Genomic DNA, 25,888 nt, shown 5'->3' on the forward strand with positions numbered 1-25,888 from the left:
ATGAATGCGGACAAGAATGCCCTCGAAGTTTTTGTGATTGTGGCGCAGACCCGAAATTTCCGTGTGGCAGCGGAACAGCTTGGCGTCACCCGACCGGCGATCAGCCAGAGCCTGCGGCGTCTGGAAGACCGGCTTAACATCTCACTGATGCAGCGCACCACGCGCTCGGTTCAGCTGACAGAAGCCGGACAGCGGCTCTATGCGGAAGTAGCTCCGGCCATCAACCAGCTTAACCGCGCCGTCACCGATATTGCCGAGCTGGCGGCCGAGCCGCGTGGTCAGTTGCGGCTGGCGATCTCCTCGATTGCTGAGCGGATGCTGGGAGGCGAACTGCTGGCGAGCTTTATTACCGCCTACCCGCAGGTTGAGCTGGATATCACCGTGACCGATGACGAGTTTGATATTGTCGGGCAGGGCTATGACGCAGGCGTGCGGCTGGGCGAGGTGATCGCGCAGGATATGATTGCGGTGCCGGTCTCCACTGCACAGCGTCAGGTGGCGGTAGCATCACCCTCTTATCTGGCGCGTGCAGGCACGCCACAGCATCCTGAAGAGCTGGTCACTCATCGCTGCATCGGCTGGCGTAAAGGGCCAGGCCTGGCGCCTTATCGCTGGGAGTTTGCTGAGCAGGGACGGGAGTTTGATGTTGCCGTCAATCCGCAGCTGACTACCAACGACATGGGAGTGATGATCCGCACCGCCTGCGCCGGGGGCGGCATCAGCTTTGGCATGGAAGAGACCTTTCAGCCTTACATCACGCGCGGCGAACTGGTGACGGTACTTGATGAGTGGTTACCCAGCTTTGCCGGGTTTTATCTCTATTTTCCCAGCCGTAAAAATCTGGCCCCCAAGCTGAGGGCGTTGATCGATCACGTCAGGCTGTGAGAAAGGCCTGCGGTTAGTCAGCGCGGATAGGGGTGATCGCTGACCAACCTGATCCGGTCAACCGGAGAGCCATTCAGAGACCCCGCAATCGCAATGTACTTCATGGTGTTATGCGGGATTACAACGTGTCAGTGCTTCAGGCTGTCATGTTGTATCGGGTGATGATATTGATTTTAGAGTAGGGCGCGGGCGGTTCGGAAGCGGGCAGAAAGCCATGAAACTCCAGCAGTGTTCTGAAGGCGTGCAATGCGTCGAGCTGTAAATTGTGCTCGATCAGCGCATCAATCTTACCCGCCTGCAGCAGCGCACAATTCTCCTGATCGAGATCGTGACCAATACAGGCGTTCACATGCCGCTTTTGTTCAGCAAACGCGCGCAGAATTCCGGGATTACCGCCGCCGACCGTATAGACCGCATCCGTGTCCGGATGGCTCCGCAAAAACTGCGTCACCGACTGATGCATCCGCGCGTCAATACCATAACCACCCGCCACTACACTTACCTGATGCTGAGGCGCAAACTGCTGCATCGCACGCTGAAAACCCTGGATTCTTTCCTGTTCACCGATGAAATCGCGACTACCGGTCACCGCGACAATATGCGAACGGCTGACCCGCAGCCATTTTGACATCAGAAAAGCCGCCACCTTACCGGCATCAAAGTTATCCATGCCGATATAGCGCAGGCGTGCACTGCCGGGTAAATCGCTCATCATGGTGACCACCGGAACGCGTTGTTTCAGGAGCGATTCAATAGTGGGATTCAGCTCATCGGAGCAGGCCGCTTTCAGAATGACACCGTGACTGTGAAGCGCTTTTTTGTTCAGCAGCGCATTAATGGCTTCCGCTGTGAGATTCGCGCCAAAGTGGAAACGCAGCTGAAGTCTGAAAGCAGCAAAGCTGGCGATCTGACTGCTGAGCGCTTCACGTATCAGTGGCTGAAAGCGGTCAGGGGTATGCATGATGACGTCAAAGTAAATCGTTCTGCCTTTGGCGAGCCCGGCTTTTTGCATCAGTTCCAGGTCCGCTATCGCCTGCTGAATCCGATGCTGAGTGCGTGCATGAACGTTGCCACGCTGATGCAGGGCACGATCGATAGTGGCAAGGCTAAGCCCCGATTGGGCAGCGATCTGTTTGAGGGTGAATTTAGCCATGCAGGACTCGCGACAGCAGAGGATAACCAGAGTTTTATCATAATACTGGCTAACAGCTCTGCTTCAACTGAAACACGTTGTTCAAAGCATCGCTGGCTGTCAGCGTGAAAATGCGGCACCGGGGACAGGAATAACGGATTTTATAAACCCCAAACTCAGGACTCCGTTAAACGATATAAATGATCGGCTCACTTCGGGTATTTGCAAGGTCAGATTCTGGCAGTGATAACACTCTTTTGACTATTTACTTGCAAGCACAGGGTGCTGACTTAAATAACGTCAGTTCAAATTCTGGGCTGGATAATTTATAGCCTGGTTGCCGCTTCGCTTATATCCCCGTTAAGACGGCTTTTTTGTTTTTTGACACCCGATAATGTTAGACTGTATATGCATACACCATCGGGAGGTCGTGTGAAGTACGACAACGATAACGAGATCCGTGCACTGGTTGGCGCGGTCGTCAGTGATTTGATCAAGGCGGGAGAGCCGGTTCACTTTCACGACATTACGGACGCTCTGTTTCGCCTGAGCGAAGAGACGCGTGACAGCAAACTGAAAGCATTGTGCCAGGAAGCAATTGGCTTTTTTACCCGCAAAATGCATTAAGGTTGATGGCGCCGATGGCGGGCGCCATCCGGAACCTTCCCCTCCAGCCATCACTCCGCAGTGCCGCCTTAACTGAGAATAAGACGCAGTAAACAGAGCTTAAAAATATTTTAACTGAAGAGTTCTAATATCAGCTTGGCTATATTTCTGTTTTTTAAATTTAGTCAGAATTAATTTTTTTAGCCTGAAATGACAACGCAGTAATTAACTGCATCGGCATGAATCTCTATCCAGAATAAATTATTCGTGAGATGTTAATCTAAGACCTTAATGGAAATGTCTGCAATATCAGCGGGCTGAAGCAGCGTTTTCTTCTGCTTCAGTTGTTACTTATACTGTTCTGACTATGTTTAATTTGAGAAATGATTAGGACCGGGAGGATATCCTGCCTACCGGCCAGATGACGCTCCAGTGCCAGCACAGAATTTACCATCGCTACTGCCAGCTTCATCACCCCATCTCACACGGGTAACACAACGAGATAAGCTGGCTGCGACCTTCCGGTGGATGCGGCAGCCAGCTGAGAACCCGTTAATGTTCGTTCAGGCGGTGCACAGACTCTGCACCTGAAGCGGTTCCCTTATCCTGTGCGGAACGCCAGAAATGATGGCCGTTTGTGTCACCGGCCATCATCGTTCAGGGCTTTACGCTCTGTTTCAGCAACGGCTCAGTCATCGGTTGAACGCGTGAGATTCTCCCAGCAATCAATTTCCTGACGCATTGCCGCAAGTTTTTGCCGTACCAGACTCAGGGCATCACTGCCTAACAACAGATGCGCGGGTGGGTTCGGGCTTTCCAGCAATGCCAGCATAGCCTGAGCAGCCTTTACGGGATTGCCGGGTTGTTTCCCGCTTTTTTCCTCCCGGGCCTGACGAATGGGCCCGAACAGGGTGTCATAATCCGGAATAGTGCGGGCGCTGCGTATCATTGAGCGTCCCGCCCAGTCGGTGCGGAATGAGCCGGGGGCCACGGCGGTGACGTGTATGCCGAACGGAGCCAGCTCTTTGCCCAGCGTTTCTGAAATACCCTCCAGCGCAAACTTGCTGCCGCAGTAGTAGCTGATGCCGGGCAGAGTAATAAAACCACCCATCGAGGTGATATTGATGATGTGTCCCCGTCGGCGCTCACGCATACCCGGCAGGACCGCTTTGGTCATTGCCACTGCGCCAAAAACATTCACGTCAAACTGGTGGCGCATTTCTGCCAGGGAGGATTCTTCCATAATGCCCTCATGGCCGTAACCAGCATTATTCACCAGTACATCTATCTGACCGACTGTGGACTCAACCTCCCTGACAACTTCATCAATACGCGCAAAGTCCGTGACATCCAGCAGGCGGCCCACGGCACGCTGTGCATCAAGCGCCTCAAAAGTTTGCAGTGCTTCGTGGTTACGCACGGTACCAATGACCCGATGCCCGGCATGGAGGGCTTCGCGCGCCAGTGCCAGACCAAAGCCACTGCTGACGCCAGTAATTAAGATTGTTTTTAAAGATGACATAAAAGAACTCCCATGAACCGTTGAGATTGCATGGTATTCTCACTGCTGATGCATTTTCAGGCCGTATCTTCTCGTTTTCTTGCCTGATCTTATGAGGTGCTGTAATGACTGGAATGATTGCCCTGATTAAAGCCCTTGCGCCGCATGAAGGGTATAACCTGACGGCCTTGCCGGGTGTGCGAATTCTGCGCGCCGACCGTCCTCTTGCCAGAACACCCGTGCTATATGATCCGGGCATTGTGATTGTCTGTCAGGGCAGCAAGCGGGGTTACTTTGGCCAGCAGACCTATTTATATGATGAGCAGCACTACCTGGCGGTCTCGGTTCCTGTGCCATTTACCATGGAAACCGACGCGTCAGCAGAGCATCCTCTGCTGGCTATTTACCTGCATCTGGATTTTCAGCTCGCGGCTGAACTTATCCTGCAGATCGACCAGCATGATGCTTCACATCCTCCCGCCGCGCCGCAGAGTATGATGTCGAGTCAGATGGACGACACGGTTAAGGGCGCCGTATTGGGTCTGCTTGAAGCCCTGAACAGTCCGCTCGAAACCGCGATACTCGGACATGCACGACTGCGTGAACTCTACTTCCGTGTACTCACGGGCGAACAGGGCAACGCCATGCGTGCCGCGCTGGCCATGCAGGGGCAGTTCAGCAAAATAGGGAAAGTGGTAAAGCATATCCACGCCACGTATGCAGAGCCGTTGACCCTGACGCAACTGGCAGGGGAAGCGGGCATGAGCATCCCCACCTTTCATCTTCACTTTAAAGCCATTATCAGGATGCCGCCGATGCAGTATGTGAAATCGGTACGCCTGCACCAGGCGCGCATGCTGATGGTTCGCCAGCAGATGACCGCTGCCGCAGCAGGCTACGCTGTGGGCTATGAAAGCCAGTCGCAGTTTAATCGTGAATTTAAACGTCTGTTTGGTCTGCCCCCGGCAGAGGAGATAAAGCGCATGCAGCGTCACTTCTCTGTTCCGCCCGTGCAGCAAACGCCGGTGTTTGTATCATCGCATTAGTAAGGAGAGAGGGTAATCTGTGGCCATTTTTATGATATCAAAACCAGCATTCTCTTCGCGCCAGATGTGAGCATAGCGATTCCAGGCATCTGATTTTTATCTATTATTAAATGTTAAAGGCTGTTTTAAATCGACCTGTGTGGCAAACCGGTTCTGATCTTAAGTAACAATGATGGCTGTATTATTGCCCCCAAACGTTGAAGTTAAAGTGCTGGCGATTAAGTATTTGTGAGCAATGCAAATTATTAGCTATGCAGTGAAGCGGTGCCATCGGGTATGATCCTCATACTAGAAACTCAGGATGAGTGTTACATGAAAAGGTTAGTCAGAATTTTAGTCATCGCCATTACATCTCTGGCAGTGCTCGTATCTGCTGTAATGATTCTCATCATCGTATCTTTCAGACCGTCTGAAGTTAGCGCTGCCCGGACTGAAGCCTGCCGACATTATGATAATCAGACAATCATGACTAAAGTCATTCGGGCTAAAACCGGAGATGAGGCAGAGTGGAAAAGTTTTTCTGACGCTCAGCACGCAGCTGAAAGGAATGGAATTCTTATTGACTATGAGCAGATGACTTTCGGGAATGATATCTGGTTAGTCCCCTTCACTCAGCGTAACCATGGGTCAGCTTACGGGGAATCCTTTGCCATGCTTGACTGTACGACAGACAGTGTAGAGTTCGACCAGAAGTGATTTGTTGCCTTTTAACAGCAAATAAATAACATTCGTGCGGATTATTACCCAGAAGAGCGATACAAACGTCCAGGGGGAGCTGAGAGGGGGATTTTTCTCGGAAAAGAATGGCTACGCCAGGGCTGTTTATGTCCGCTGCGGCCAGCTATACGACTTGCAACGACGGTTGGGCGTTGAGTACTCAGCAGGTGGGTGATAGCTCTTCGTCAAAAATTGCCTGAAAAGCAGAGTATTCATCTCACTGAGCCTGCGTTATCACCGATAACGCAGGAGAGGTAATCAGATATCACTATCGTCAGGTGTACGGCCAACCACAATTTCCAGCGTTCTGCGCAACACATCCAGTCTGATCACGTCGGACGTGCATTCCAGTTCGGCGATCAGATAAAGAATTATCGCTTTGTTGGTCACACGTCCCTGATCAGCCACGATGTCACGAATTACTGCGCCCAGCAGTTCGGTTTCCGGTGCCAGCAAATCGCCTTCACTACGAAAATAGTCAATGATGGATAAATCTGATGAAGAGTGTTGCATGATTTTTCTTTCTCTGAGGAAAATTCGTTATACGCAATGGGTGGAGTCAAAAACGAGTGTAGACGCTGTTTTCGTTTTGCCCAGCCAGCCAATAAAAATTTCGTGTAAAGGCTGCCGCTTCGCTTAGTGCCAGCCGTGTATGACAGGCACGCAATACCCTTTATCAGTGTTTTTTAGACCCATCAGGTGGGCCATCGCTGTTCATACGATGCGTCGTCTTATCACGTTCAGCACCGTCGCCCTGCACACGTTTACGCGCGGCGACCATGCCGTTTCGAACTTCAGTGATGGCTTTGCGAATCACAGACAATTTTGTGTCGTCATCGGCATTAGCAGCCATGAGTTCAAGCTGTGCGATTAAGGCGTTACTCGACACCGGTTTGTCTGACTTGAGCAATGTCAGAACGGCTTCACCGATCATGACATCTGTCAGTTTCTCATCTTCACTTCTGTACATACTGGCTTCTCTGATTACGAATCAATGGCCATGCTGCGGGTCCGTATACGTCAGCGGGTGCAACTTAGTGCACCAGATACGGCAAAGCAGTACTGGGCTTCGTTCCTGTGGGTAAATCTTCCTGAGTGTTGGCTAAGAGCAGGTATCGTGAATATTAGCTGGCGCGATGAGCGGGCATTAATCTTCGCGACGAAAAAGCATTGCAATCAATTCGTGCAGATGGCTCTCTTCTTCTGGCGTTGCAGCCAGTTCAAGGCGGCGCAACAGTTTACTGCAAATTGCTTTACGGCTAAGGCTATGACCTGCGCGCAGAATTTCGACCACTACCGACCCCAGTGTTTCCTGCTGGGAAGGTGAGCTGGCCTGATTGAAGTAACGGGCAATATCGCTGATCGTTTCCGGGGCTTGTCCGTTCTTACGCATGGTGTTTTCCTCAGATGGTGAAAATGTATAGCATTCCTGATGCGCAAGTTATACATCTTTTCAAAACTTGTACAGAATTTTGGATTTTTGGAATAATTTTTTTTGTGCAAAAAGTGCTATAGCTTTTAAAACAGGGTGTTACGAGGAGGTAGTGACGAGGTGAAAATTGTACCATATTCCTGTACAGGAACAAGCCATCTGGTGTTCCGACCTGATTATTCAGGCCGGCAGAAGGTAAGCAGTTATGTTAATGCTTAAAGAAAATATCATCAGCAGAGGCGCTGATAGCCGGTTCGATACCCGCATTTCGGGACAGCCAGTTTGCCGGACCGGTATTGCGTGAACCAATCGTTTTGAATCCTGTCAGCCATTGACGTGCAGTTTGCATCTGCTCAAGGCGATACTCATTCACTTCTGAGTCAGCCATAACCTGTAGCTCTTTAATCAGCAGTTCAACGTTCACTTCCTGACCAGCATTAAACAGGTTCATTGCGGCTTCGCCAATGATGACATTCGCTTTTTCGTCGCTGGAAAAATACAAAATATCCTCCTGGGTGATTGCGGTAAGTAACATTAACTGTAGCAAAAAAATTCATCAGGCTTAATTAATTCGGCCTATCAATAAGATTATTTTAATTGTGAAATTGCTGCGTCTGTTGCGAGAGTGTCATCCGGCCTTGCAACCTCCTTTCGTGGATGGCAAAGCGTAGTCGAACGCTTTTTTTATGCCATTACCTCTTTTCTCATTTTGAGGCACTGAATCAGGCAGGAGAAAAACCCGCCTGTTGCGAAGCCATAAGCGGCTTGAATGCCACGCGTCATCAAAAATATTCCTATCTATATCAGAGAGTAACTGAGCTGATTTACAAAAGCTGACACCTGAACCTGAATGTTGAAGAAACTTCACATCTCCCTGCTGTTCGGAAGGTATAGCCTGTGCTATAAAAAATAGCCTATGCTAATTGTGTTCTGTTTTTAATCACCTCTGGAGTCCGCCTGATGGTCCCGATAAAAAAGCTCACCACGCTGTTACTGAGTGCACTGCTCACCACTCTGATGGCGAGCAGCAGCTATGCAGCAGAAAAATTTAAGATAGTGACAACGTTTACGGTGATAGCTGACATGGCTGAGAACGTGGCTGGCGATGCCGCGGAGGTCACCTCTATTACTAAGCCCGGTGCTGAAATACACGAATATCAGCCCACGCCCGGCGACATCCGGCGGGCACAGGGTGCGCAGTTAATTATGGCGAACGGGCTTAACCTGGAACGCTGGTTTCAGCGCTTTTATCAGCACCTGGACGGCGTCCCGGAAGTGGTGGTCTCCGCTGGTGTAACGCCGATGGGGATTGGCGAAGGGCCTTATAACGGTAAACCGAATCCGCACGCCTGGATGTCACCGGACAATGCGCTGATTTATGTCGATAACATCCGCGATGCGCTGGTGAAATATGACCCGGTCAACGCAGAGACCTATCGTCAGAACGCTGCCGCCTATAAGCAAAAAATTACCGCGGCACTGGATCCGCTGCGCCAGCAGATTGCCGCTATTCCCGAACAGAAACGCTGGATGGTGACCAGTGAAGGCGCGTTCTCCTATCTGGCGCGCGACCTGGGCATGAAAGAGCTTTACCTGTGGCCGATCAATGCTGACCAGCAGGGTACGCCGCAGCAGGTGAGACGCGTGATTGACCAGGTGAAGAAAAATGCCATTCCGGCGGTGTTCAGTGAAAGCACCGTGTCAGATAAGCCCGCCCGCCAGGTCGCGCGGGAAACCGGTGCCCATTACGGTGGTGTGCTTTACGTCGACTCCCTGAGTAATGCGGAGGGACCAGTGCCAACCTATCTTGATCTGCTCAAAGTCACCACGGAGACACTGGTGCAGGGCATTAAAGCGGGAGAGAAAGCGCAATGACAGACACCATTGTGGTTTCAGGCGTCACGGTAACCTATCGCAACGGACATACTGCGCTGCATGATGCCAGCTTCAGCGTGCCGGGCGGATCGATCGCCGCGCTGGTGGGTGTTAATGGATCCGGCAAGTCAACCCTGTTTAAAGCGCTGATGGGATTTGTGCGGCTCGCCAGCGGCAGCATCTCGGTGCTGGGGATGCCGACCCGCCAGGCGCTGCGCCAGAGTCTGGTCGCCTACGTGCCGCAGTCAGAAGAAGTGGACTGGTCGTTTCCGGTGCTGGTGGAAGATGTGGTAATGATGGGGCGCTACGGGCACATGGGTCTGCTGCGCCGGCCAAAGTCGCATGACCAGCAGATTGTCAGTGAGGCGCTGGCGCGGGTCGATATGCTGGATTATCGCCATCGTCAGATCGGCGAACTCTCTGGCGGGCAGAAGAAAAGGGTGTTTCTGGCGCGAGCGATTGCGCAGCAGGGCAGCGTGATTCTGCTGGACGAGCCGTTTACCGGCGTGGATGTTCAGACAGAGGCCAGAATCATCAGCCTGCTGGGGGAGTTGCGTGATGAAGGCAAGACCATGCTGGTCTCAACCCATAATCTGGGATCGGTTACGGAGTTCTGCGATTACACCGTGATGGTAAAAGGCACCGTTCTGGCCAGCGGCCCGACCCGGACTACGTTTACCGCCGCGAATCTTGAGCGCGCGTTCAGCGGGGTATTGCGTCATGTGATGGTGAAGGGGCTGGACGATCAGATCATCACCGATGATGAACGTCCCTTTATTGCACCTCATGCCGCACGGGAAGAGGGGAGCTAAGCATGGCGCTGTTACTGGAACCTTTTGGTTATCACTACATGCTTAACGCGATGTGGGTCTCCGCGATGGTGGGCGGACTTTGCGCGTTTCTCTCCTGCTATCTGATGCTCAAGGGCTGGTCGCTGATAGGTGACGCGCTTTCACACTCTATTGTACCAGGCGTCGCGGGCGCTTACATGCTGGGACTGCCATTTGCGCTGGGGGCGTTTCTTTCCGGCGGGCTGGCAGCGGGCAGCATGCTGTTACTCAATCAGCGCACCCGCTTAAAAGAAGATGCGATCATTGGCCTGATCTTTTCCTCTTTCTTTGGTCTGGGCCTGTTTATGGTCTCGCTCAATCCGACTGCCGTGAACATACAGACCATTGTGCTGGGCAACATACTGGCGATTGCGCCAGCCGATATACTCCAGCTGGCACTGATTGGCGGGCTGTCGATCATCATTCTGCTGTTTAAGTGGAAAGATCTGATGGTCACCTGCTTTGATGAGAATCACGCGCGCGCCATCGGACTCCGGCCTGAACGGCTGAAAATTCTCTTCTTTACGCTGCTGGCCGTCTCTACCGTGGCGGCGCTGCAAACCGTCGGTGCCTTTCTGGTGATCTGTCTGGTGGTGACGCCCGGCGCAACCGCCTGGCTGCTCACCGATCGCTTTCCGCGTCTGCTGATGATTGCTGTCGCGATCGGCAGCATCACCAGTTTTCTGGGTGCCTGGGCGAGTTACTACCTGGATGGCGCAACGGGCGGCATTATCGTGGTCGCGCAGACGCTGCTGTTCCTGCTGGCGTTTGTTTTTGCACCGAAACATGGCCTGCTGGCTAACAGGCGTCGTGGCCGCCATCACTCTGAAAAGGAGCCTGGCTGATGTGGATCCTTGACCCTTTCCGGTTTGCATTTATGAATAGCGCATTGCTTATCGCGCTGGTCGTGGCAATCCCCTGTGCGCTGCTGTCGGTGTTTCTGGTGCTGAAAGGCTGGGCGCTGATGGGCGATGCCATGAGCCATGCAGTATTCCCTGGCATCGTGCTCGCGTGGATGGCAGGACTGCCGCTGGCGGTGGGCGCATTTGTTGCTGGGCTGTTCTGTGCCGTCGCCAGTGGTTTCCTGCAGGACAACAGCCGCATTAAGCAGGACACCGTGCTGGGCATTGTCTTCTCCGGCATGTTCGCGGTGGGGCTAATCCTCTATATCGCCGTGAAACCTGAAGTGCACCTCGATCATATTCTGTTTGGAGACATGCTTGGCATCACCGGCGCAGATATCGTTCAGACAGCGATTATCGCGTTGATCATCGTTATGGTGATTGTGGTGAAGTGGCGTGATTTTATGCTGTTCAGCTTCGACCCTCAGCAGGCACAGGTCTCTGGCTTACCCGCCCGTCTGCTGCATTACGGGCTGCTCTGCATGGTCTCGCTGACCATTGTAGCGACCCTGAAAGCGGTGGGGATCATCCTGTCGATCTCCCTGCTGATCGCGCCCGGCGCTATTGCGGTGCTGCTCACCCGTCGTTTTTCACATGCGCTGCTGGTGGCGGTCATGGTGTCGGTGCTGGTATCGCTGAGCGGCGTTTATCTCTCGTTTTTTATCGACAGTGCGCCTGCGCCGACGATCGTAGTGTTGTTTGCTGTGGTGTTTGTCGTAGCGATGGTCATTGCGGGACGGAAAACCCGGCAGCGGGAACGGCTGAAGCATCGGTATAACGAAAAGAGCGTCTGCGGTGATAAACCATCCTGATGCAATACCAGGGCGCGGTGAAATTCGGATTTCAGCGTGGAGAGCGTCTGAACAGACTTATTCTCAAGCCTGAAAGTTGATGCTTTTAACAGCGAATGACGCATCATGTCGGGTAGTGATATCCGCTCTGTACCCAGAGCGGATAATTTAATCTCTCAGTAATGATTGATGTGGGTATCAGCACAGATTCAGGTTTGTTATGTGAAACAGAAAAAATAACGCACTCCCTTAGGAATTTATGATTACGGCAATACATGCAGCCGGGTTGAACAAAAAATACGCTTAGAAATAATTTGTAGCGTGAAATGTTTTTTAACACTAATTAATCTGCTGGTGAATATTCTTTTAGTTGTTAATTATCAATGGGTTGTATTTTTTCAGGCGTGCTCCTCTCTTTCTGATTTCTTAGTTTCCTCTCCCATCGTCTATATATATTTTCTGTCGCGCCGTTATTGATGGCGCTACCAGAGAAAATTTTTCATGGTTTTTTATTCAACCTCATTTCTTAACACCAGAGCAACATAGCAATCTCAAAAATATAACGGAAAATAATATGAAAATAGCCACGCGTCTTGTCGCAGGGTATAGTCTGCTGATCATCCTTTTTCTTCTCTGCACCGGGACGGCACTTCATGCACTCTGGCAGGCCAGGGACGATATGGAAAACGCTGTAAATAATAAAATTTACCGCTATGAACTGATTCAGAACATGCGAAATGCGGCCAGAGACATGGCGATCGCAGTCAGGAATATTGCATTACTGAATGAACAGAATGACAGACAGCCTGAATGGGACAGAATAGTCGCTCAGAAAGCCATCTACATCCAGAACAGGGACAAGCTGACGGCCAGTATGTCGCAAAACGTCTCAGCGGAAGGCAAAAGTGCGCTGGAAAATCTGACCTCGACGGATGAATCCGCACTGAGTCTGCTCATGACGGCGGGCAGGAAAGCGATGGAGGCACCTCAGTCCGAAACCGTTGATTACCTGCTAAAAACCGTAAGGCCCGGACAGCGAACAATGCTGAATGCCCTCGATCGGCTTTCGACTATTCAGATGCAGGTAAGCAGGAAAACCGTTCTGGATGCCAGGGCAGCAGCTTCGCAAACGGCGACGCTGATGTCGGTGATGGTATTGATTTCTTTCCTCATCGCTATCGCAGCCTGTTACTCCATCATCCGGACGCTCATGCGTCAGCTGGGCGGAGAGCCCGTGCAGGCACAGGCGCTGGCCGCGGCGATTGCGTCGGGTAACCTGACATCGCCTGTCCTGTTACGGCATAACGATACTTCCAGCCTGCTGGCTTCGCTGGATGTTATGCAGGCCAACCTGCGCAGCATGGTGGCAAATATCAGAGATACATCTGCATCCGTAGCGCTGGCCGCAGATGAAATCTCGCAGGGTAATACAGAACTCTCCTCCCGAACCGAACAGCAGGCTGCTGCCCTGCAGGAAACGGCGGCGAGCATGGAACAGCTCACTGCTACCGTAAAAAGCAATGCAAGCGGGGCACATGAGACTGCCAACTCGGCCCGTGAAACTGCGCGCCTTACCCACGCCGGGGAAACAGATGTCAAGCGTATGGCAGAGACGATGCAAGCCATATCAATGAGCGCGACTAAAGTCCGGGACATTACTTCTGTGATTGAAAGTATTGCGTTTCAGACTAACATTCTGGCACTTAACGCAGCCGTTGAGGCGGCACGAGCAGGAGAAGAAGGACGCGGCTTTGCTGTTGTCGCGGGTGAGGTCAGGACACTGGCGCAGCGCAGTGCCTCTGCCGCCCGGGATATAAAACTGCTTATTGAAGAAGCGGTAACCCAGGTCGAAAGCGGCGTCACGGTCGCCTCGTCAACCGGCGACAGCATTATGAAAATTGTTGGCATGGTGAATGAACTGGCTGTGTCGATGGATACGATTTCCCTTGCCTCATCAGAGCAGATGCAGGGTATATCTCAGGTCAGTGTCGCCGTGACGCAAATGGACAGCGTGACGCAGAATAACGCCGCACTGGTGGAAGAGTCGTCTTCAGCTTCTCAGTCGCTTTCTGAACAGGCGCACGCGCTGCGGGGCATGGTGGCCGCATTTCAGGTGTGATGATCTCTGATGGCGGCGTTTACTTGCTGAAGGCACCGTCAGTATCCACATCTCCGAAGGTCTGCTTTTCCGGCCGATGAGGATGGGTGACAGGCACCTGTCTGTCACCCAGCGCTCAGACCTCATTCGTTTTCACTTTCTGACCACAGAAAAAAGAACATGAAAGGGAACAGGGGGAGAGTAAAGATACCCCTGTTGCCGCCTGATCCCGCGCAGAGTCAGCCATGCCGCCTTAATGCGCGTTACGGCCAGGCTCGAACCTGAAGAAGAATGCCGGAGCCTGAGCTGGAACGCTAATAAATCCAGCTACCGCGCTAACCATTTTGTTCACTCTACGGGTGGAAGGGCAGATGACCGCATTGTGAATGATGCGTTCATTGGTAAGGCCTGAGCAAACCTGCCTGTATCTCACGGCACTGCCAGTTGAGCTATTGCGCATAGAAGCTTCGCCCAGCCGCAGATCTTGCAGAATGCAAAACAGCACCTGTGATGTGCCCTGTGCGGCGTGGTGTTAAAAACCTCACTTCAGAAAACATCTCTCCTTATTGTCGTCATCGTCTCATTTGTCTTTTTCCCATAAGGCGGATATTTGCCAGCCGCAGCAGTTGCTCGCCTGAAACAATTTTCTGGCCGGGCACAAGAGGGGCTGATGAGTGACGCACTGCGAAATAACAAGAATAATTAATGTTTTTCAGAAAGCAGCCGATTAAGGAATTTGCCTTAACGGTTCAAAGCTGCGAGCAAAAGGGGTAAGAAACCCGCGGCTTCGCATGAGCCGTCGCGCAGACTTTCGCCAGGGTTCCGGGACCTGGACCCGGCAGGTGAGTATAGAAGCGCAGCAGCCGTGCTACGAAAAGAACGGCGCTGCTGTACAGGGATTACCTTTATGGATATGGAACTGAAATGAAAAAAAGCACCGTTGCAGTGATGATGATGGCGACTCTGTCAGGCGGAGCCTGTGCAGATGCAGGTCGGTTCTCACCGGATTTTTCTCCGGAAAGCTTTACTGTGTCGACGTCAGCCGGGATGCTGAGTGGCAAATCGCATGAGATGGTTTACGACACCGAAACAGGTCGCAAAGTCAGTCAGCTGGACTGGAAAATAAAGAATGTTGCTATTCTCAAAGGCGAATTATCCTGGGATGCATACTCATTTCTGACGCTGAATGCGCGAGGCTGGACTTCTCTGGCTTCTGGTTCGGGTCATATGGATGATTATGACTGGCTCGATGACAACCAGTCTGACTGGACGGATCATTCATCCCATCCTCGCACAGATGTTAATTACGCCAATGAATACGATCTCAATGTTAAGGGCTGGGTGTTACAGGGCGATAACTATAAGGCCGGTCTGACGGCTGGTTATCAGGAAACCCGTTTAAGCTGGACAGCTTTTGGCGGGTCATACAATTACGATAACGGCGCTTCTGTCGGTGATTTCCCAAGAGGCGAGCGCGGTATTGGTTATAGCCAGCGTTTTTCCATGCCATATATTGGCCTTGCAGGCCAGTATCGTATTAACGACTTTGAATTTAACGCCTTATTTAAATTCAGTGACTGGGTGTGGGCACACGATAATGACGAGCATTACATGCGCGATCTTACCTTCCGCGAGAAAGCGACTAATTCGCGGTATTACGGAACATCAGTAGATGCTGGCTATTATGTCACGCCAAATGCCAAAGTGTTTGCCGAGTTCACCTACAGCAAATATGAAGAAGGCAAAGGCAGCACGCAGATTATTGACAGATTTTCTGGTGAATCAGCATCAATTGGTGGAGATGCGGCGGGTATATCAAATAAAAACTATACCATTACAGCTGGTCTGCAATACCGGTTCTGATTCGATTCTGTACGCCAGATGATAATGTCACTCAAAGCCCCTTTGGGGCTTTTTAATGTTTTCAGCAAAAAGATGGAAATATTAGGTGCGCATATAATTCACAACTGAATCAATAAGATGATTTATATAAATAAACTTTCAGCCCGGCAGCCCTGCCTCTTTTGTTAAAGTAATTGTAAATCTTATTTAGTCAATAAATATCGTTAAATGTCATTCCCGTTCGCTGATCGCGTCCAGCATATCGCATCTTAGGAAGAGAAAATAAATGCATGTCATCCCGAAAATCATGAGAATTGCTGCGTTTTTCCCCGTTATTTTCCTCACTGGCTGTTCCACGCTTTTACCCCTTAATTACACAGATTACGAAGGTAAAGATGCAGCGACGGTGGTGGCTATCAATCCAGAGGGATTTGTGGGTACATTTTATCTTTCGGTCTATGAGAAGAAAGGCACCTGTTATGACAGGGTTGATCGTCATCAGCTGGAGTCAAATCTTATCCCCTCCGCTGGGCGCGTTATGACAGCAAAGGTAAAACCTGGCAGGCTCATGGCTTTTCAGCAGCTCAACACGATAATGAGCGATTACGACACACAAGGAAAAAAAACGAGATTCCCGGAAAGCTATTTACTCTCGCAGTGGGTTCCCTTTATTCCACAAGCGGGTAAACGCTACTTTATTGATACTAAATATGGTGCTCGGGAGATTTCGTCGGATTATGCCATTACTGTTTATTCAGACCCTGCCAGAATTGCGTCTGATTTTAAAACGCTTCCCCGGGATAACTGGGACGCCAGAAATCGTTGTCAGCATCTTATAGGTGGCAGCTAATCACGATTCACCTGTCGCTGTAACATCGTCACAGTGAAAGAGTGATAAGCAATCGGCCAGTATCGTTGACACCGGAAGGGATTAAGCATTTCTGCCACTTTCGCAGAGGATATGGATAGCCCCTGAAAATCCTGGTGTATGACTTCGCCGGGGGCCACCTTCCTGGCCAGACTCCCATCTGAGGCGAGTCTGATTAAGCTCGCCTGAACGCGCCAGTTCATCTGCCAGAGTTGGCGCTATAAGGTGACCTGCCTTTGCACTCCGCCTGTATCAGCTTTGCCACTGCGACTGGCAGATGATGTCTGGGCTGCAATTTGTGGAAAAATTAGTGAAGCGGCTGCATCAATTCTCTAAGCGATACTGGCTGGAAAGATCCAGGAATATATCAAATAAAATCAATAATATGAAATCGTTATATCATATAATATATAGCGTTTTGCATTCCTTTTTTTCCTCAGATAACGCTGACTTTTTCCCGACATACCCGTCAGATTGCTAAAAAGCTGCTAAACCTTAAGACAGAGATACGCGCGTAAAGATTAGGGTTATCACGATTTTCCCCGATTTAACTCCCGTCAGAACTAAACCTATAAAAATTTCATCTTTTAGCCCCCAACAATGGGAAGCAGACAATGTCGGAAAAAATATCGCTAACAATGCAGGTTAATGGTCAGTCGCAGCAGATGCAGGTCGATCCGCGAGTCACTCTGCTGGATGCGCTGCGTGAGCATCTTAACCTGACCGGCACCAAAAAAGGGTGCGATCAGGGACAATGCGGTGCCTGCACCGTGCTGATAAATGGTCAGCGGGTGCTGAGCTGCCTGACGCTGGCGGCCCAGGCGGATGGCGCTGACGTCACCAGCATTGAAGGGCTGGCCTCCACCGAGGGTGAACTGCATCCGGTGCAGCGCTGCTTTATGGAGAATGATGCCTTCCAGTGTGGCTACTGCACGCCGGGACAGATTATGTCCGCCGTCGCCTGCATCAAAGAGGGTCATGCCGGTTCAGACGATGAGATCCGTGAATACATGAGCGGCAATCTCTGCCGTTGCGGGGCTTATCCGCACATCGTCGATGCGATTAAACAGGCCGCTGCTGAGATGGCGAAGGAGTCCGCATGAATGAATTCAGCTGGAAAGTTGCGCAGTCACCTGAAGAGGCTGCCACTCTGAAACAGCAGTCGGGCAGTCAGTTGCTGGCGGGCGGCACGACGCAGCTCGATCTGATGAAGTGTGGTGTCTTCACGCCACCACAGGTAATTGGCATCAGCGGCTTAACGGCGCTGAAAAACCTGCAGTTTGATGACGATAAGATCACCGCTGGTGCACTGGTCACCATGAGCCAGCTGGCCGATCATCCCACCTGCCAGCAGAGCGCGCCTGCCATCTATGGCAGCCTGTGGCAGGCTGCCTCACCGCAGATTCGTAATATGGCGTCGCTGGGCGGGAATTTACGTCAGCGCACCCGTTGTAACTACTACCGTGACCCGGCAACGTTCCCGGCCTGCAACAAACGCAATCCTGGTTCCGGCTGCGCCGCCCTGGATGGCGTCAACAGCAATCACGCAATTCTGGGTGCCAGCGACAGCTGCATTGCAGTCTATCCTGGCGATCTGGCGGTTGCGCTGGTGGCGTTTGACGCCATCGTCGTTCTGCAGAATCAGCAGGGCGAAATCCGTCGCATCGCAATTGATGACTTCTTCCTGCTGCCGGGTGATACGCCTGATCGTGAGCACGATCTGCGCGATGACGAGATCATTGTGGCCATTGAAGTGCCGCAAACCGAGTCACTCCGCCACTCACACTACCTCAAAGTCCGCGACCGCAGCTCCTATGAGTTTGCAGCAGCCAGCGCGGCCGCAGGCTTCACGCTGGAAAACGGCGTGATGCGTGACGTGCACATCGCCCTGGGCGGTGTCGCCACTAAACCCTGGCGCGTCCGATCGGTCGAGCAGGCGCTGGAAGGCCAGCCGTTTGATGAAGAGACGGTGTTTCAGGCGGCAGAACGGATTACTCAGGAGACGCAGGCGCTGACTCACAACGCCTATAAAGTAAAACTGGCGCCGCGAGTGATTGCACGCGCGCTGATGGCAGCAGGAGAAACCGCATGAGTGAAGTAAACGACAACGCGCGTCCGGATGTGATCAACGCGAACTCAGCGGCAGACACCCGGATTGAAGGCCTGGGCGCTGCCCGCTCGCGTGGCGACGGCAGGGTCAAAGTCATCGGTGAAGCGCGCTATGCGTTAGAACATCAGCCGGAAAATCCCCTCTATGGCGTCGTGATCCAGTCCACCGTCGCCAGCGGTCGTATCAGCCGCATGTCGACGGAAAAGGCACAGCAGGCCTCAGGCGTGCTGGCGGTCTATACCCATCTGAACACGCTGAAGATCAACAAACCCACGGCGATTGCCGATGGCGGCGCGGCGCAGTCAACCTACACCCCGATTCAGGACGATGTGATTATTCACAACGGTCAGAACATTGGTCTGGTCGTGGCTGAGACGTTTGAGCAGGCGACCTATGCTGCCTCGCTGGTGGAGATTGAGTATGAAACGTCTGATGCACTGATTTTTGCCACCGATGAGGGCGTCGAGCCGAAACCGCTCCCGAAGCAGGATATCGATATGGGCGATGCCCAGTCGGCGATGCAGCAGGCCGAGGTGCGCCTGAGCCAGCGTTACACCACCCCGCGTGAATACAACATGCCGATGGAGCCGCACGCCTGTGTGGCGGAGTGGCAGGATGGGCGCATTACCGTCTGGGAGCCGAGCCAGTGGGTAGCCGGCGCGCAGGTAGAGATTGCCGAGTGGATGGGCATTGAGGTTGAAGACGTGCGGATCATCTCGCCGTATGTCGGCGGTGGATTTGGCTCTAAGCCGGTGCCTTACACCCATGTTGCGCTGGCGACGGCGGCATCGCGTGCGCTGAAGCGCCCGGTCAAAGTGTCGCTGACCCGTCCGCAGACTTTTACCGGTCTTGGCGGGCGTCCGGCGACCTCGCAGCAGCTGGAGCTGGGCGCATCCCGCGACGGCAAAATCCAGGCAATTATCCAGCGCAGCTTCAGTGAAACGTCACTCATTGATGTGTTCGCCGAGAACTGCAGCAAAGTCACCGCCCGCATGTATGCGGTAGGCAACGTTTCCGCGCAGCATCAGGTCAGGCCGATTAATACGGTGACGCCAGGCTGGATGAGGGCGCCAGGTGAAAACCCAAGCGCTTTTGGACTGGAAGTGGCGATGGATGAGATGGCCTATGCCCTGAACATCGATCCGCTGGAGCTGCGTCTGCGCAACTGGGCAGATAAAGATTATCAGCTCGACCTGCCGTGGAGTTCTCGCCGTCTGAAAGAAGCCTATCAGAAAGGCGCAGAAGCCTTTGGCTGGGACAAGCGCATCATGACGCCGCGCTCAATGCGCGAAGGGCGTGAACTGATTGGCTGGGGCATGGCCTCCGGCACCTATCCGGTCAACAAACTCCCTGCCGAAGCGAAAATTATCCTGACGCCGCAGGGCAAATTTGTGGTGCAGTGCGGCGGTGCAGATATCGGCACCGGAACCTATACCATTCTGGCGCAGACCGCTGCCGATATTCTGGGTGTCGCGTCCACCACCATTGAGGTGCAGCTGGGTGATACCGCGCTGCCGCGCGCGGGTGTAGCGGGCGGATCGCAGCTGGCGGGCAACGTGACCGCGGCGGTGAACGACACGGCCAAACGGATGCGCGACCAGCTGCTGAAGCTGGCCAGCGAACTGCCACAGTCGCCACTGAAAGGCACGCCTGCGTCTCAGCTCACGCTGAAAGGCGACGGGGTGCAGCACAATCAGCGCAGCGATCTCGCCGTTTCCTTTGCTCAGCTGGCGACGCTAGCCCCGGCAGAGAGTCTGACGGTGAAAGGCGGAACCTTCCCGGACGATATGTCAGAGAGCGAACGCGACAAGATGGTGCGTAATCTTAATGACGGCACTCGCCCCGAAAAATTCTCTGCCCACAGCTGGAGTGCGCAGTTTGTTGAGGTCCGGGTCGATGAAGACTTCGGTACCATCCGGGTCAAACGGATGGTAGCCGCGCTCGACAGCGGTCGTCTCTATAACCCGAAACTGGCGCGCAGCCAGTGGATTGGCGGCATGATCATGGGAGTGGGTCAGGCGCTGATGGAGGAGGGCATCATCGATCCGCGTAACGGTCGGGTAATCAACAATAACCTCGCAGATTACTTAGTGCCGGTGAATGGCGACATCCCGAGCATTACTACCATCAACGTGGGCGAGCCCGATTTTGAGGCGACCACCATGGGCGGCAAACCGGTGGGTGAACTGGGTATCGTCGGCGTTGCGGCAGCAATCAGTAATGCGGTGTTCCATGCCACCGGCAAGCGCGTACGCGATCTGCCGATTACGCTCGACAAGCTTATCTGAACCGCTTGCTGACCTGCTGCCAGCAGGCCGGAGTGTGGTTATGCGGGCGCGGGCTAAGCCTGCGCCCGTTTTTCACGCATAGCGGAGAAAGAGAGTGAAGATTGCGCTGATTGTACTGGCCGCCGGGCTGAGTCAACGTTTTCGCCAGCAGGCGGGTGGGCATAAGCTGCTGGCTGACCTTGAAGGCAAAGCGGTATTGCAGCGCACGCTGGATCAGGCCGTTGCCAGCGGGCTTGACCTGTTCGTGGTGACCCGTCCCGACGCACTGGCAATCCAGTCGCTCTGCTCACGGGCGACTGTCGTGCTGTGCGACAGCGGCGGGCTGGGCGAGTCCATCGCAGCGGGCGTTAATGCCAGCCGTGACTACGATGGCTGGCTGATTGCGCTGGGCGATATGCCGTTTGTGACGCCTGAAAGTTACCGCGCCGTCAGTGCCGCACTGGCGGATTCGCCGATCGTCAGGCCAGTCATTGAGGGCAGGCCGGGCCATCCGGTGGGCTTTCAGAATCACTTTTTTCCAGTGCTGAGCACGTTACAGGGCGATGCCGGACCCCAGACAATCGTGAAGTCACAGGCTGTCCGGCTGCCGCTTCACGATCGCGGCTGCCTCTGTGATATCGATTTTCCTGCCGATCTGCAGCTGATAAAGGAATTTTCATGATAACGCTGGATCAACGCGTGATTAATGCGGCACTGAGCAGTTGCCAGGCGGGCCAGCAGGTCTGGCTCTGCACGGTGCTGCGCACCTATGGCTCTTCGCCGCGCGCACCCGGGACCCTCATGACGGTTAATGAAACCGGCGCGTATTGCGGATCGCTGTCGGGCGGCTGCATCGAAGAGGATTTTCTGGCGCAGCTGGCGGCGGGGGCGTACCGCGCCAGCAGTCAGCGGGTACGCTACGGCGAGGGCGGGATGCGTCCTGATGTCAGCCTGCCGTGCGGCGGCAGTCTGGAAATCGTCATCGAGTTTCTGCCGCCCGATGACGCCACGCTGGCGCTGCTGACGGCGATGCAGCGCGCGCTGAGCGGGCAACAGCCGCTGGTAAAAATGATACGGCCGGGCGAGCGCGCGCAGTGGGAGGCGATTGCCGCCGACAGGAGGCTGCCCGCACTGGATGCCAGCGAGCAGCAGTTGTTACTGCCGGTTGGCGCGATACCGGAACTGCTGATCGCGGGCTACTCCAGCGTGGCACACGAGTGCATCCGGCTGGGACAGATGCTGGGCTTTCACGTCCGGGTCTGTGAGCACCGACCGGAAATGCGGACGGAGCTGGAGAGCCATTTCAGCGACGCGGACAACGTGACGCTCGTATCACAGCATCCGGCGCGCTGGCTGGAACTGAATGGGGCGCACGCCGCGGTGGCGATTGTGGCACTGACTCACGATCCGCGCATTGATGACCTGACGATGATGGAGGCGATTGCAACACCTGCGTTCTACATCGGCATTATGGGTTCGGCGAAAAACAGCGAGAAACGACGGGCGCGTCTGCAACAGATCGCGGGGATGGATCGGGCCGAACTGGACCGCATCCATGCGCCCATCGGCCTGCCTATCGGCAGCAAAACCCCGGCGGAGATTGCGCTGTCGGTCATGGCCGATATCGTCCGGGTGAAGAATAGTGAGCCGTCAGCCGCCTGATCCCGCAGTCTTCTCAGGTGCCAGTCGATAAAGATAGCTGCCCGAATAAGGGATGGGCAGGAAATCACGAAAAAGCTGCTGTAACGTCTGTTCGGGATCGACGTCGCGGAACAGCTGCGGGTAGAGCGTAGTAGCAAAGAACTCGGTCGCTACGACGTGCCACGGGCTGAGATAAAAATTGTGCCAGAGGGCTCCGGTATGACCCTCCCGTAGCGCGGTCAGCTGTTTCAGTGCGTTCTGCTGACCGGTCAGTGCCAGCAGGCTCTGCCGGGTCTGGAGCGTGGTGACGGCGGGGCCGAGCTTCAGCGCGCCCGCCTCATCGGCGCTGCCGCTGCCGGTGGCAAAGTAATACTCCGGCTGGGCAGCAATCACGCGCTCCTCACTCAGCCGCCCGAACACGCCTTTAATCTGCTGGCTGGCGATGTTATTGCCACCGGCAAATGTCAGCAGCTCACCCAGATTGCCATTCACCGAGGTGACGCAGCATTCGCTGCGCCGTCCAAGATGCAGCTGCAGCAGCACGGATGGTTTCGGGCCGTGATAACTCGCCAGCCGATCGGCAATGCGCTGCATGTGGCTGCGGTAGAAGTGATTAAACTCAGCCGCACGCTGCGGCTGATTCAGCACCTCACCCAGCAAAATGATGCTGCGCTCGGTGTTTTTAAGCAGATTAACCCGCAGATCGATCTTCACCACCGGGATATGGGCCGCAGCGAGCATCTTCTCCAGCACGGCGCCGTTTTCACTGTCGCGTGCCAGCTGCGGCAGGATCACCACATCTGGCTTAAGCGCGATCACCTGTTCGGGATTCATATCGTTAACGCCATCCAGCCCCACTACCGGAATTGTCTCCATCCGGGGAAACTGGCGGGCAAAAATCTGCCAGGTCTGAGGATCGTACTTTTTCAGATCCTGCGGCCAGCCGGCAATATGCTGCAGCGGATTACCGGGCGTCAGCAGTGCAACGCTGTAGAGCATCCGGCTTTCACCCAGCACAATGCGCTGCGGATGGTCGGGAATCGTGACCTGACGACCGGTGATATCGGTCAGCGTACGGGCATGTGCACCCGCGCTGACCAGCATCACAGTGACCGTCAGCAGCGCCGAACGTAGCGAGTTAAAATTCCACACGGGCCTGTACCATCAGATTACGGGTTTCGCCTTCACGGACGCGCAGGTTGCCGCCGCTTGAACTGTAGTAGTGCTGGTTAAACAGATTATTGATATTCAGACGCAGCTGGGTTTTTTCACCAAACAGGCGGTTGTTCCACGCCACGAAGCTGTCTGCCACGACATAGTCGGGTAGGGTGAAACTGTTATCAGGATCGCCCGCACGGCTGCCGACGTAGCGCGCGCCACCGCCGAGCCTGAACGTGCCGGGCAGGCTGGTGATCTGCATCTCATGACTCAGATAGAGCGCACCGGCATGACGCGGCGCATTCTGCAGGCGATTGCCGTTGTTTTCCGGATTCACCCGATCGCTTACGATCTCTGCCTGATCATAGCTGTAGTTGGCACTCAAATCCCAGCCGGGCGCGATTTCGCCGTTGAGCTCAAATTCAGCGCCGGTCGAGCGTGCTTTGTCGATGGCCCGCGTGCTGCCATTGATGTTCAGCGACATCGCCTTTTCATCAATCCGGTAGAGCGCCACTGTTGCCAGCAGTTTCGGCGAAAGCTGCCATTTGCTGCCGACTTCCCAGCTCGTGCCCTGTTCAGGCTTGCCGACATTACCGTCATCATCCACATCGGTGGATGGCGTAAACGATTTGCTGACGCTGGTGTAAAAAGAGAGGTCAGGCGTGAGTTTGTAGATTACCCCCGCCTGCGGCAGGAACTTATTGCCCTCATCATTCAGGATTTCTGACTGGGGATTAACGCCGCGGGAGGCGCGCTGCTCATAATGCTGATAACGGCCGCCCAGCACCAGAATCCAGTCCTGTGTGAGTGAAATACTGTCTTTGGCGTAAAGCGATCGGCTATGGATACGGTTCAGGTTATTAGCGCCGGTGGTGTTTTCCGTGCTGTCATCTGTAACCGGTGACAGGATGTCATAGTCGGGATTGAAGTAACTGAACTGGCGATTGACCTTGCCCAGATACTGATGGGCACGATAAGTCTGGTTCATCTCGTAGTCGGTGCCCACCACCAGCGCATGCTGCATGCCCAGAATTTCCGGGTTGCCCAGCAGATCCCAGCTCACATATTTGGTTTTGTGGTTAAACCCGCGGTTGGCATCGGCGCGACGAGTAACCACGCCCGTGCTGGCATTGACCGCCGTCACGCGCACCTCATTGTTGTCATAGCGCCGCTGATTCCAGCCCAGGGTGAACCGGGTGCGCCACTCATCATTAAACTCCCAGTCATAGTGGGCATTGAGCGTTTTGTTATGGCCCCATGCGTGATTGGCTTTGTCATCCAGACGATCTTTATAGCCAATATTGATCGGCTTACCGTCGATAAAGGCGGTGCCGCGATCGTAGGGAATGTCATAACGGTAGTCGGCATAGCTGATCAGAAAGCTGGCCTGCTCGCCAAACCATTGCAGAGAGGGTGCCAGCAGCGTGTGCTCTTCGCTGCCAAAGTTGCGCCAGTAATCCTGATTCTGCTTTTCGGCGATGAGCCGGAAGGCAAAGCCATTGCCCAGCGGGCCGGTGACATCCAGCGTGCCCGCACCGCCACCTTCACTGGCGTAACGTCCGGTAACGCTGGAGTGCCAGCTGTATTGTGGCTTTTTGCTGACCACATTGATAATCCCGCCCGGATTCTGAATGCCATACAGCAGCGAGGAGGAGCCTTTCAGCACCTCAACCCGTTCGGTCGTGGCATCAAAATTGAGTCCCTGACTGCTGCGGATGCCATCACGATAAACCGACCCATCGGCATTACTGCCAAAACCGCGTCGTACAAAGCCATCTTCGGTGCCGCCCAGCGTATTGGCCTCGGTGACGCCGCTGACAAAGCGCATCGCATCCGCCAGTGAGCTGGCCTGGAAATCTTCCAGCTGCTGCTGCGTCACCACGCTGACCGATTGTGCTTCATCGAGTCGCGCGGTTGGCATTTTACTGGCAACGCTGGTTTCGCTGGCGCTGTAATTTCCCTCTGAGCTGGCATCGGCGGTCACGGTCATATCTGATGCGCTGTCGGTTGCTGCACTGACCTGCGGCAACAGCATGCTGCCGCAGATCGCCACGACCAGAGCGGGGTGCCGGGCCGGATATCGCGAATCTCTGTTTTTCATTTTTCTTTTCGTATCTGTTTCTGAAGCTAAAAAGGCCCGATGGCTGACGACTACGCCGGGCTTCCCTGAAGGTGTTCTGCAGGATG

General features: G+C 53.9%; 24 protein-coding genes. 16 read left to right on the forward strand and 8 right to left on the reverse strand.

Annotation, left to right across the window (positions count from 1 at the left end):
• A complete protein-coding gene (locus EGO56_RS18905; protein ID WP_135910610.1) occupies positions 1–885 on the forward strand; it encodes a LysR family transcriptional regulator in 885 nt (294 codons plus the stop codon).
• A gap of 136 nt (positions 886–1,021) precedes the next feature.
• Here the strand turns inward: EGO56_RS18905 and EGO56_RS18910 are convergent, their stop codons facing one another.
• Positions 1,022–2,038, reverse strand: a complete 1,017-nt coding sequence (locus EGO56_RS18910; protein WP_135910611.1) for a substrate-binding domain-containing protein — start codon at positions 2,036–2,038, stop codon at positions 1,022–1,024.
• Positions 2,039–2,368: 330 nt separating this feature from the next.
• Between EGO56_RS18910 and EGO56_RS18915 the strand changes: the two genes are divergently transcribed.
• A complete protein-coding gene (locus EGO56_RS18915; protein WP_475483669.1) occupies positions 2,369–2,644 on the forward strand; it encodes an SAF domain-containing protein in 276 nt (91 codons plus the stop codon).
• 667 nt (positions 2,645–3,311) lie between these two features.
• On the opposite strand, the gene EGO56_RS18920 is transcribed toward EGO56_RS18915, so the two are convergent.
• The gene (locus EGO56_RS18920) at positions 3,312–4,145 is read right to left on the reverse strand and encodes an oxidoreductase (RefSeq protein ID WP_135910612.1); all 834 of its coding nucleotides are present in this window, start codon (positions 4,143–4,145) and stop codon (positions 3,312–3,314) included.
• A gap of 104 nt (positions 4,146–4,249) precedes the next feature.
• Between EGO56_RS18920 and EGO56_RS18925 the strand changes: the two genes are divergently transcribed.
• The gene (locus EGO56_RS18925) at positions 4,250–5,170 is read left to right on the forward strand and encodes an AraC family transcriptional regulator (RefSeq protein WP_135910613.1); all 921 of its coding nucleotides are present in this window, start codon (positions 4,250–4,252) and stop codon (positions 5,168–5,170) included.
• Positions 5,171–5,482: 312 nt separating this feature from the next.
• Positions 5,483–5,866, forward strand: coding sequence for a hypothetical protein (locus EGO56_RS18930; protein ID WP_135910614.1), 384 nt, complete (start codon positions 5,483–5,485; stop codon positions 5,864–5,866).
• 279 nt (positions 5,867–6,145) lie between these two features.
• On the opposite strand, the gene EGO56_RS18935 is transcribed toward EGO56_RS18930, so the two are convergent.
• The 4 genes from EGO56_RS18935 to EGO56_RS18950 all read right to left on the reverse strand — a co-directional run bounded on the left by EGO56_RS18935 (position 6,146) and on the right by EGO56_RS18950 (position 7,821).
• The gene (locus tag EGO56_RS18935) at positions 6,146–6,400 is read right to left on the reverse strand and encodes a biofilm/acid-resistance regulator YmgB/AriR (RefSeq protein ID WP_013196459.1); all 255 of its coding nucleotides are present in this window, start codon (positions 6,398–6,400) and stop codon (positions 6,146–6,148) included.
• A gap of 163 nt (positions 6,401–6,563) precedes the next feature.
• Positions 6,564–6,857, reverse strand: coding sequence for a hypothetical protein (locus EGO56_RS18940; protein ID WP_135910615.1), 294 nt, complete (start codon positions 6,855–6,857; stop codon positions 6,564–6,566).
• 177 nt (positions 6,858–7,034) lie between these two features.
• Positions 7,035–7,280 (reverse strand): regulatory protein YcgZ, encoded by a 246-nt coding sequence (gene ycgZ / locus EGO56_RS18945; protein ID WP_135910616.1) that lies wholly within the window; start codon positions 7,278–7,280, stop codon positions 7,035–7,037.
• 247 nt (positions 7,281–7,527) lie between these two features.
• Positions 7,528–7,821 carry a hypothetical protein gene (locus EGO56_RS18950; protein ID WP_135910617.1) on the reverse strand — a complete coding sequence of 98 codons (294 nt, stop codon included), beginning with the start codon at positions 7,819–7,821 and terminating at the stop codon, positions 7,528–7,530.
• 458 nt (positions 7,822–8,279) lie between these two features.
• Here EGO56_RS18950 and EGO56_RS18955 point away from each other — a divergent pair, with 458 nt between their 5' ends.
• From EGO56_RS18955 to EGO56_RS19010, 12 genes are all read left to right on the forward strand, one after another.
• Positions 8,280–9,194 carry a metal ABC transporter substrate-binding protein gene (locus EGO56_RS18955; RefSeq protein WP_135910618.1) on the forward strand — a complete coding sequence of 305 codons (915 nt, stop codon included), beginning with the start codon at positions 8,280–8,282 and terminating at the stop codon, positions 9,192–9,194.
• Positions 9,191–10,006, forward strand: coding sequence for a manganese/iron ABC transporter ATP-binding protein (locus tag EGO56_RS18960; protein WP_135910619.1), 816 nt, complete (start codon positions 9,191–9,193; stop codon positions 10,004–10,006). The genes EGO56_RS18955 and EGO56_RS18960 overlap by 4 nt, the downstream gene beginning before the upstream one ends.
• 2 nt (positions 10,007–10,008) lie before the next feature.
• Positions 10,009–10,869, forward strand: a complete 861-nt coding sequence (gene sitC / locus EGO56_RS18965) for an iron/manganese ABC transporter permease subunit SitC (protein ID WP_135910620.1) — start codon at positions 10,009–10,011, stop codon at positions 10,867–10,869.
• Entirely contained in the window at positions 10,869–11,738 is an 870-nt protein-coding gene (locus EGO56_RS18970; protein WP_135910621.1) for a metal ABC transporter permease, read from the forward strand. Before sitC ends, EGO56_RS18970 begins: the two co-directional genes overlap by 1 nt.
• A 553-nt stretch (positions 11,739–12,291) precedes the next feature.
• On the forward strand, positions 12,292–13,836 hold the full coding sequence (locus tag EGO56_RS18975; protein ID WP_135910622.1) for a methyl-accepting chemotaxis protein: 1,545 nt from the start codon (positions 12,292–12,294) through the stop codon (positions 13,834–13,836).
• 903 nt (positions 13,837–14,739) lie between these two features.
• Positions 14,740–15,678, forward strand: a complete 939-nt coding sequence (locus tag EGO56_RS18980; protein WP_135910623.1) for an omptin family outer membrane protease — start codon at positions 14,740–14,742, stop codon at positions 15,676–15,678.
• Between the two features lie 265 nt (positions 15,679–15,943).
• Positions 15,944–16,507, forward strand: a complete 564-nt coding sequence (locus EGO56_RS18985) for a hypothetical protein (protein ID WP_135910624.1) — start codon at positions 15,944–15,946, stop codon at positions 16,505–16,507.
• A 632-nt stretch (positions 16,508–17,139) separates the two neighbouring features.
• A complete protein-coding gene (locus EGO56_RS18990) occupies positions 17,140–17,628 on the forward strand; it encodes a (2Fe-2S)-binding protein (protein ID WP_236262775.1) in 489 nt (162 codons plus the stop codon).
• Entirely contained in the window at positions 17,625–18,617 is a 993-nt protein-coding gene (locus tag EGO56_RS18995) for an FAD binding domain-containing protein (protein ID WP_135910625.1), read from the forward strand. The genes EGO56_RS18990 and EGO56_RS18995 overlap by 4 nt, the downstream gene beginning before the upstream one ends.
• On the forward strand, positions 18,614–20,923 hold the full coding sequence (locus EGO56_RS19000; protein WP_135910626.1) for a xanthine dehydrogenase family protein molybdopterin-binding subunit: 2,310 nt from the start codon (positions 18,614–18,616) through the stop codon (positions 20,921–20,923). Before EGO56_RS18995 ends, EGO56_RS19000 begins: the two co-directional genes overlap by 4 nt.
• Before the next feature lie 94 nt (positions 20,924–21,017).
• Positions 21,018–21,584 (forward strand): nucleotidyltransferase family protein, encoded by a 567-nt coding sequence (locus EGO56_RS19005; protein ID WP_135910627.1) that lies wholly within the window; start codon positions 21,018–21,020, stop codon positions 21,582–21,584.
• A complete protein-coding gene (locus EGO56_RS19010; RefSeq protein ID WP_135910628.1) occupies positions 21,581–22,564 on the forward strand; it encodes an XdhC family protein in 984 nt (327 codons plus the stop codon). Before EGO56_RS19005 ends, EGO56_RS19010 begins: the two co-directional genes overlap by 4 nt.
• Here EGO56_RS19010 and EGO56_RS19015 read toward each other — a convergent pair.
• Positions 22,553–23,647 (reverse strand): ABC transporter substrate-binding protein, encoded by a 1,095-nt coding sequence (locus tag EGO56_RS19015; protein WP_238349048.1) that lies wholly within the window; start codon positions 23,645–23,647, stop codon positions 22,553–22,555. The genes EGO56_RS19010 and EGO56_RS19015 overlap by 12 nt on opposite strands.
• A 34-nt stretch (positions 23,648–23,681) precedes the next feature.
• A complete protein-coding gene (locus EGO56_RS19020; protein ID WP_135910630.1) occupies positions 23,682–25,802 on the reverse strand; it encodes a TonB-dependent siderophore receptor in 2,121 nt (706 codons plus the stop codon).
• Positions 25,803–25,888 lie beyond the last annotated feature (86 nt).

It is taken from the genome of Pantoea vagans (assembly GCF_004792415.1).
GTDB lineage: Bacteria > Pseudomonadota > Gammaproteobacteria > Enterobacterales > Enterobacteriaceae > Pantoea > Pantoea vagans.

Excerpts from the sequence above, each read along its gene's own strand:
- EGO56_RS19015 (WP_238349048.1), bottom strand. The coding sequence starts at position 23,647 with ATGCTGGTCAGCGCGGGTGCACATGCCCGTACGCTGACCGATATCACC.
- EGO56_RS18925 (WP_135910613.1), top strand. The coding sequence starts at position 4,250 with ATGACTGGAATGATTGCCCTGATTAAAGCCCTTGCGCCGCATGAAGGG.
- sitC (WP_135910620.1), top strand. The coding sequence starts at position 10,009 with ATGGCGCTGTTACTGGAACCTTTTGGTTATCACTACATGCTTAACGCG.
- EGO56_RS18960 (WP_135910619.1), top strand. The coding sequence starts at position 9,191 with ATGACAGACACCATTGTGGTTTCAGGCGTCACGGTAACCTATCGCAAC.
- EGO56_RS18970 (WP_135910621.1), top strand. The coding sequence starts at position 10,869 with ATGTGGATCCTTGACCCTTTCCGGTTTGCATTTATGAATAGCGCATTG.
- EGO56_RS18910 (WP_135910611.1), bottom strand. The coding sequence starts at position 2,038 with ATGGCTAAATTCACCCTCAAACAGATCGCTGCCCAATCGGGGCTTAGC.
- EGO56_RS18995 (WP_135910625.1), top strand. The coding sequence starts at position 17,625 with ATGAATGAATTCAGCTGGAAAGTTGCGCAGTCACCTGAAGAGGCTGCC.
- EGO56_RS18955 (WP_135910618.1), top strand. The coding sequence starts at position 8,280 with ATGGTCCCGATAAAAAAGCTCACCACGCTGTTACTGAGTGCACTGCTC.
- EGO56_RS18905 (WP_135910610.1), top strand. The coding sequence starts at position 1 with ATGAATGCGGACAAGAATGCCCTCGAAGTTTTTGTGATTGTGGCGCAG.
- EGO56_RS18940 (WP_135910615.1), bottom strand. The coding sequence starts at position 6,857 with ATGTACAGAAGTGAAGATGAGAAACTGACAGATGTCATGATCGGTGAA.
- EGO56_RS18980 (WP_135910623.1), top strand. The coding sequence starts at position 14,740 with ATGAAAAAAAGCACCGTTGCAGTGATGATGATGGCGACTCTGTCAGGC.
- ycgZ (WP_135910616.1), bottom strand. The coding sequence starts at position 7,280 with ATGCGTAAGAACGGACAAGCCCCGGAAACGATCAGCGATATTGCCCGT.
- EGO56_RS19020 (WP_135910630.1), bottom strand. The coding sequence starts at position 25,802 with ATGAAAAACAGAGATTCGCGATATCCGGCCCGGCACCCCGCTCTGGTC.
- EGO56_RS18975 (WP_135910622.1), top strand. The coding sequence starts at position 12,292 with ATGAAAATAGCCACGCGTCTTGTCGCAGGGTATAGTCTGCTGATCATC.
- EGO56_RS18935 (WP_013196459.1), bottom strand. The coding sequence starts at position 6,400 with ATGCAACACTCTTCATCAGATTTATCCATCATTGACTATTTTCGTAGT.
- EGO56_RS18920 (WP_135910612.1), bottom strand. The coding sequence starts at position 4,145 with ATGTCATCTTTAAAAACAATCTTAATTACTGGCGTCAGCAGTGGCTTT.
- EGO56_RS19000 (WP_135910626.1), top strand. The coding sequence starts at position 18,614 with ATGAGTGAAGTAAACGACAACGCGCGTCCGGATGTGATCAACGCGAAC.
- EGO56_RS18930 (WP_135910614.1), top strand. The coding sequence starts at position 5,483 with ATGAAAAGGTTAGTCAGAATTTTAGTCATCGCCATTACATCTCTGGCA.
- EGO56_RS18985 (WP_135910624.1), top strand. The coding sequence starts at position 15,944 with ATGCATGTCATCCCGAAAATCATGAGAATTGCTGCGTTTTTCCCCGTT.
- EGO56_RS19010 (WP_135910628.1), top strand. The coding sequence starts at position 21,581 with ATGATAACGCTGGATCAACGCGTGATTAATGCGGCACTGAGCAGTTGC.
- EGO56_RS18990 (WP_236262775.1), top strand. The coding sequence starts at position 17,140 with ATGTCGGAAAAAATATCGCTAACAATGCAGGTTAATGGTCAGTCGCAG.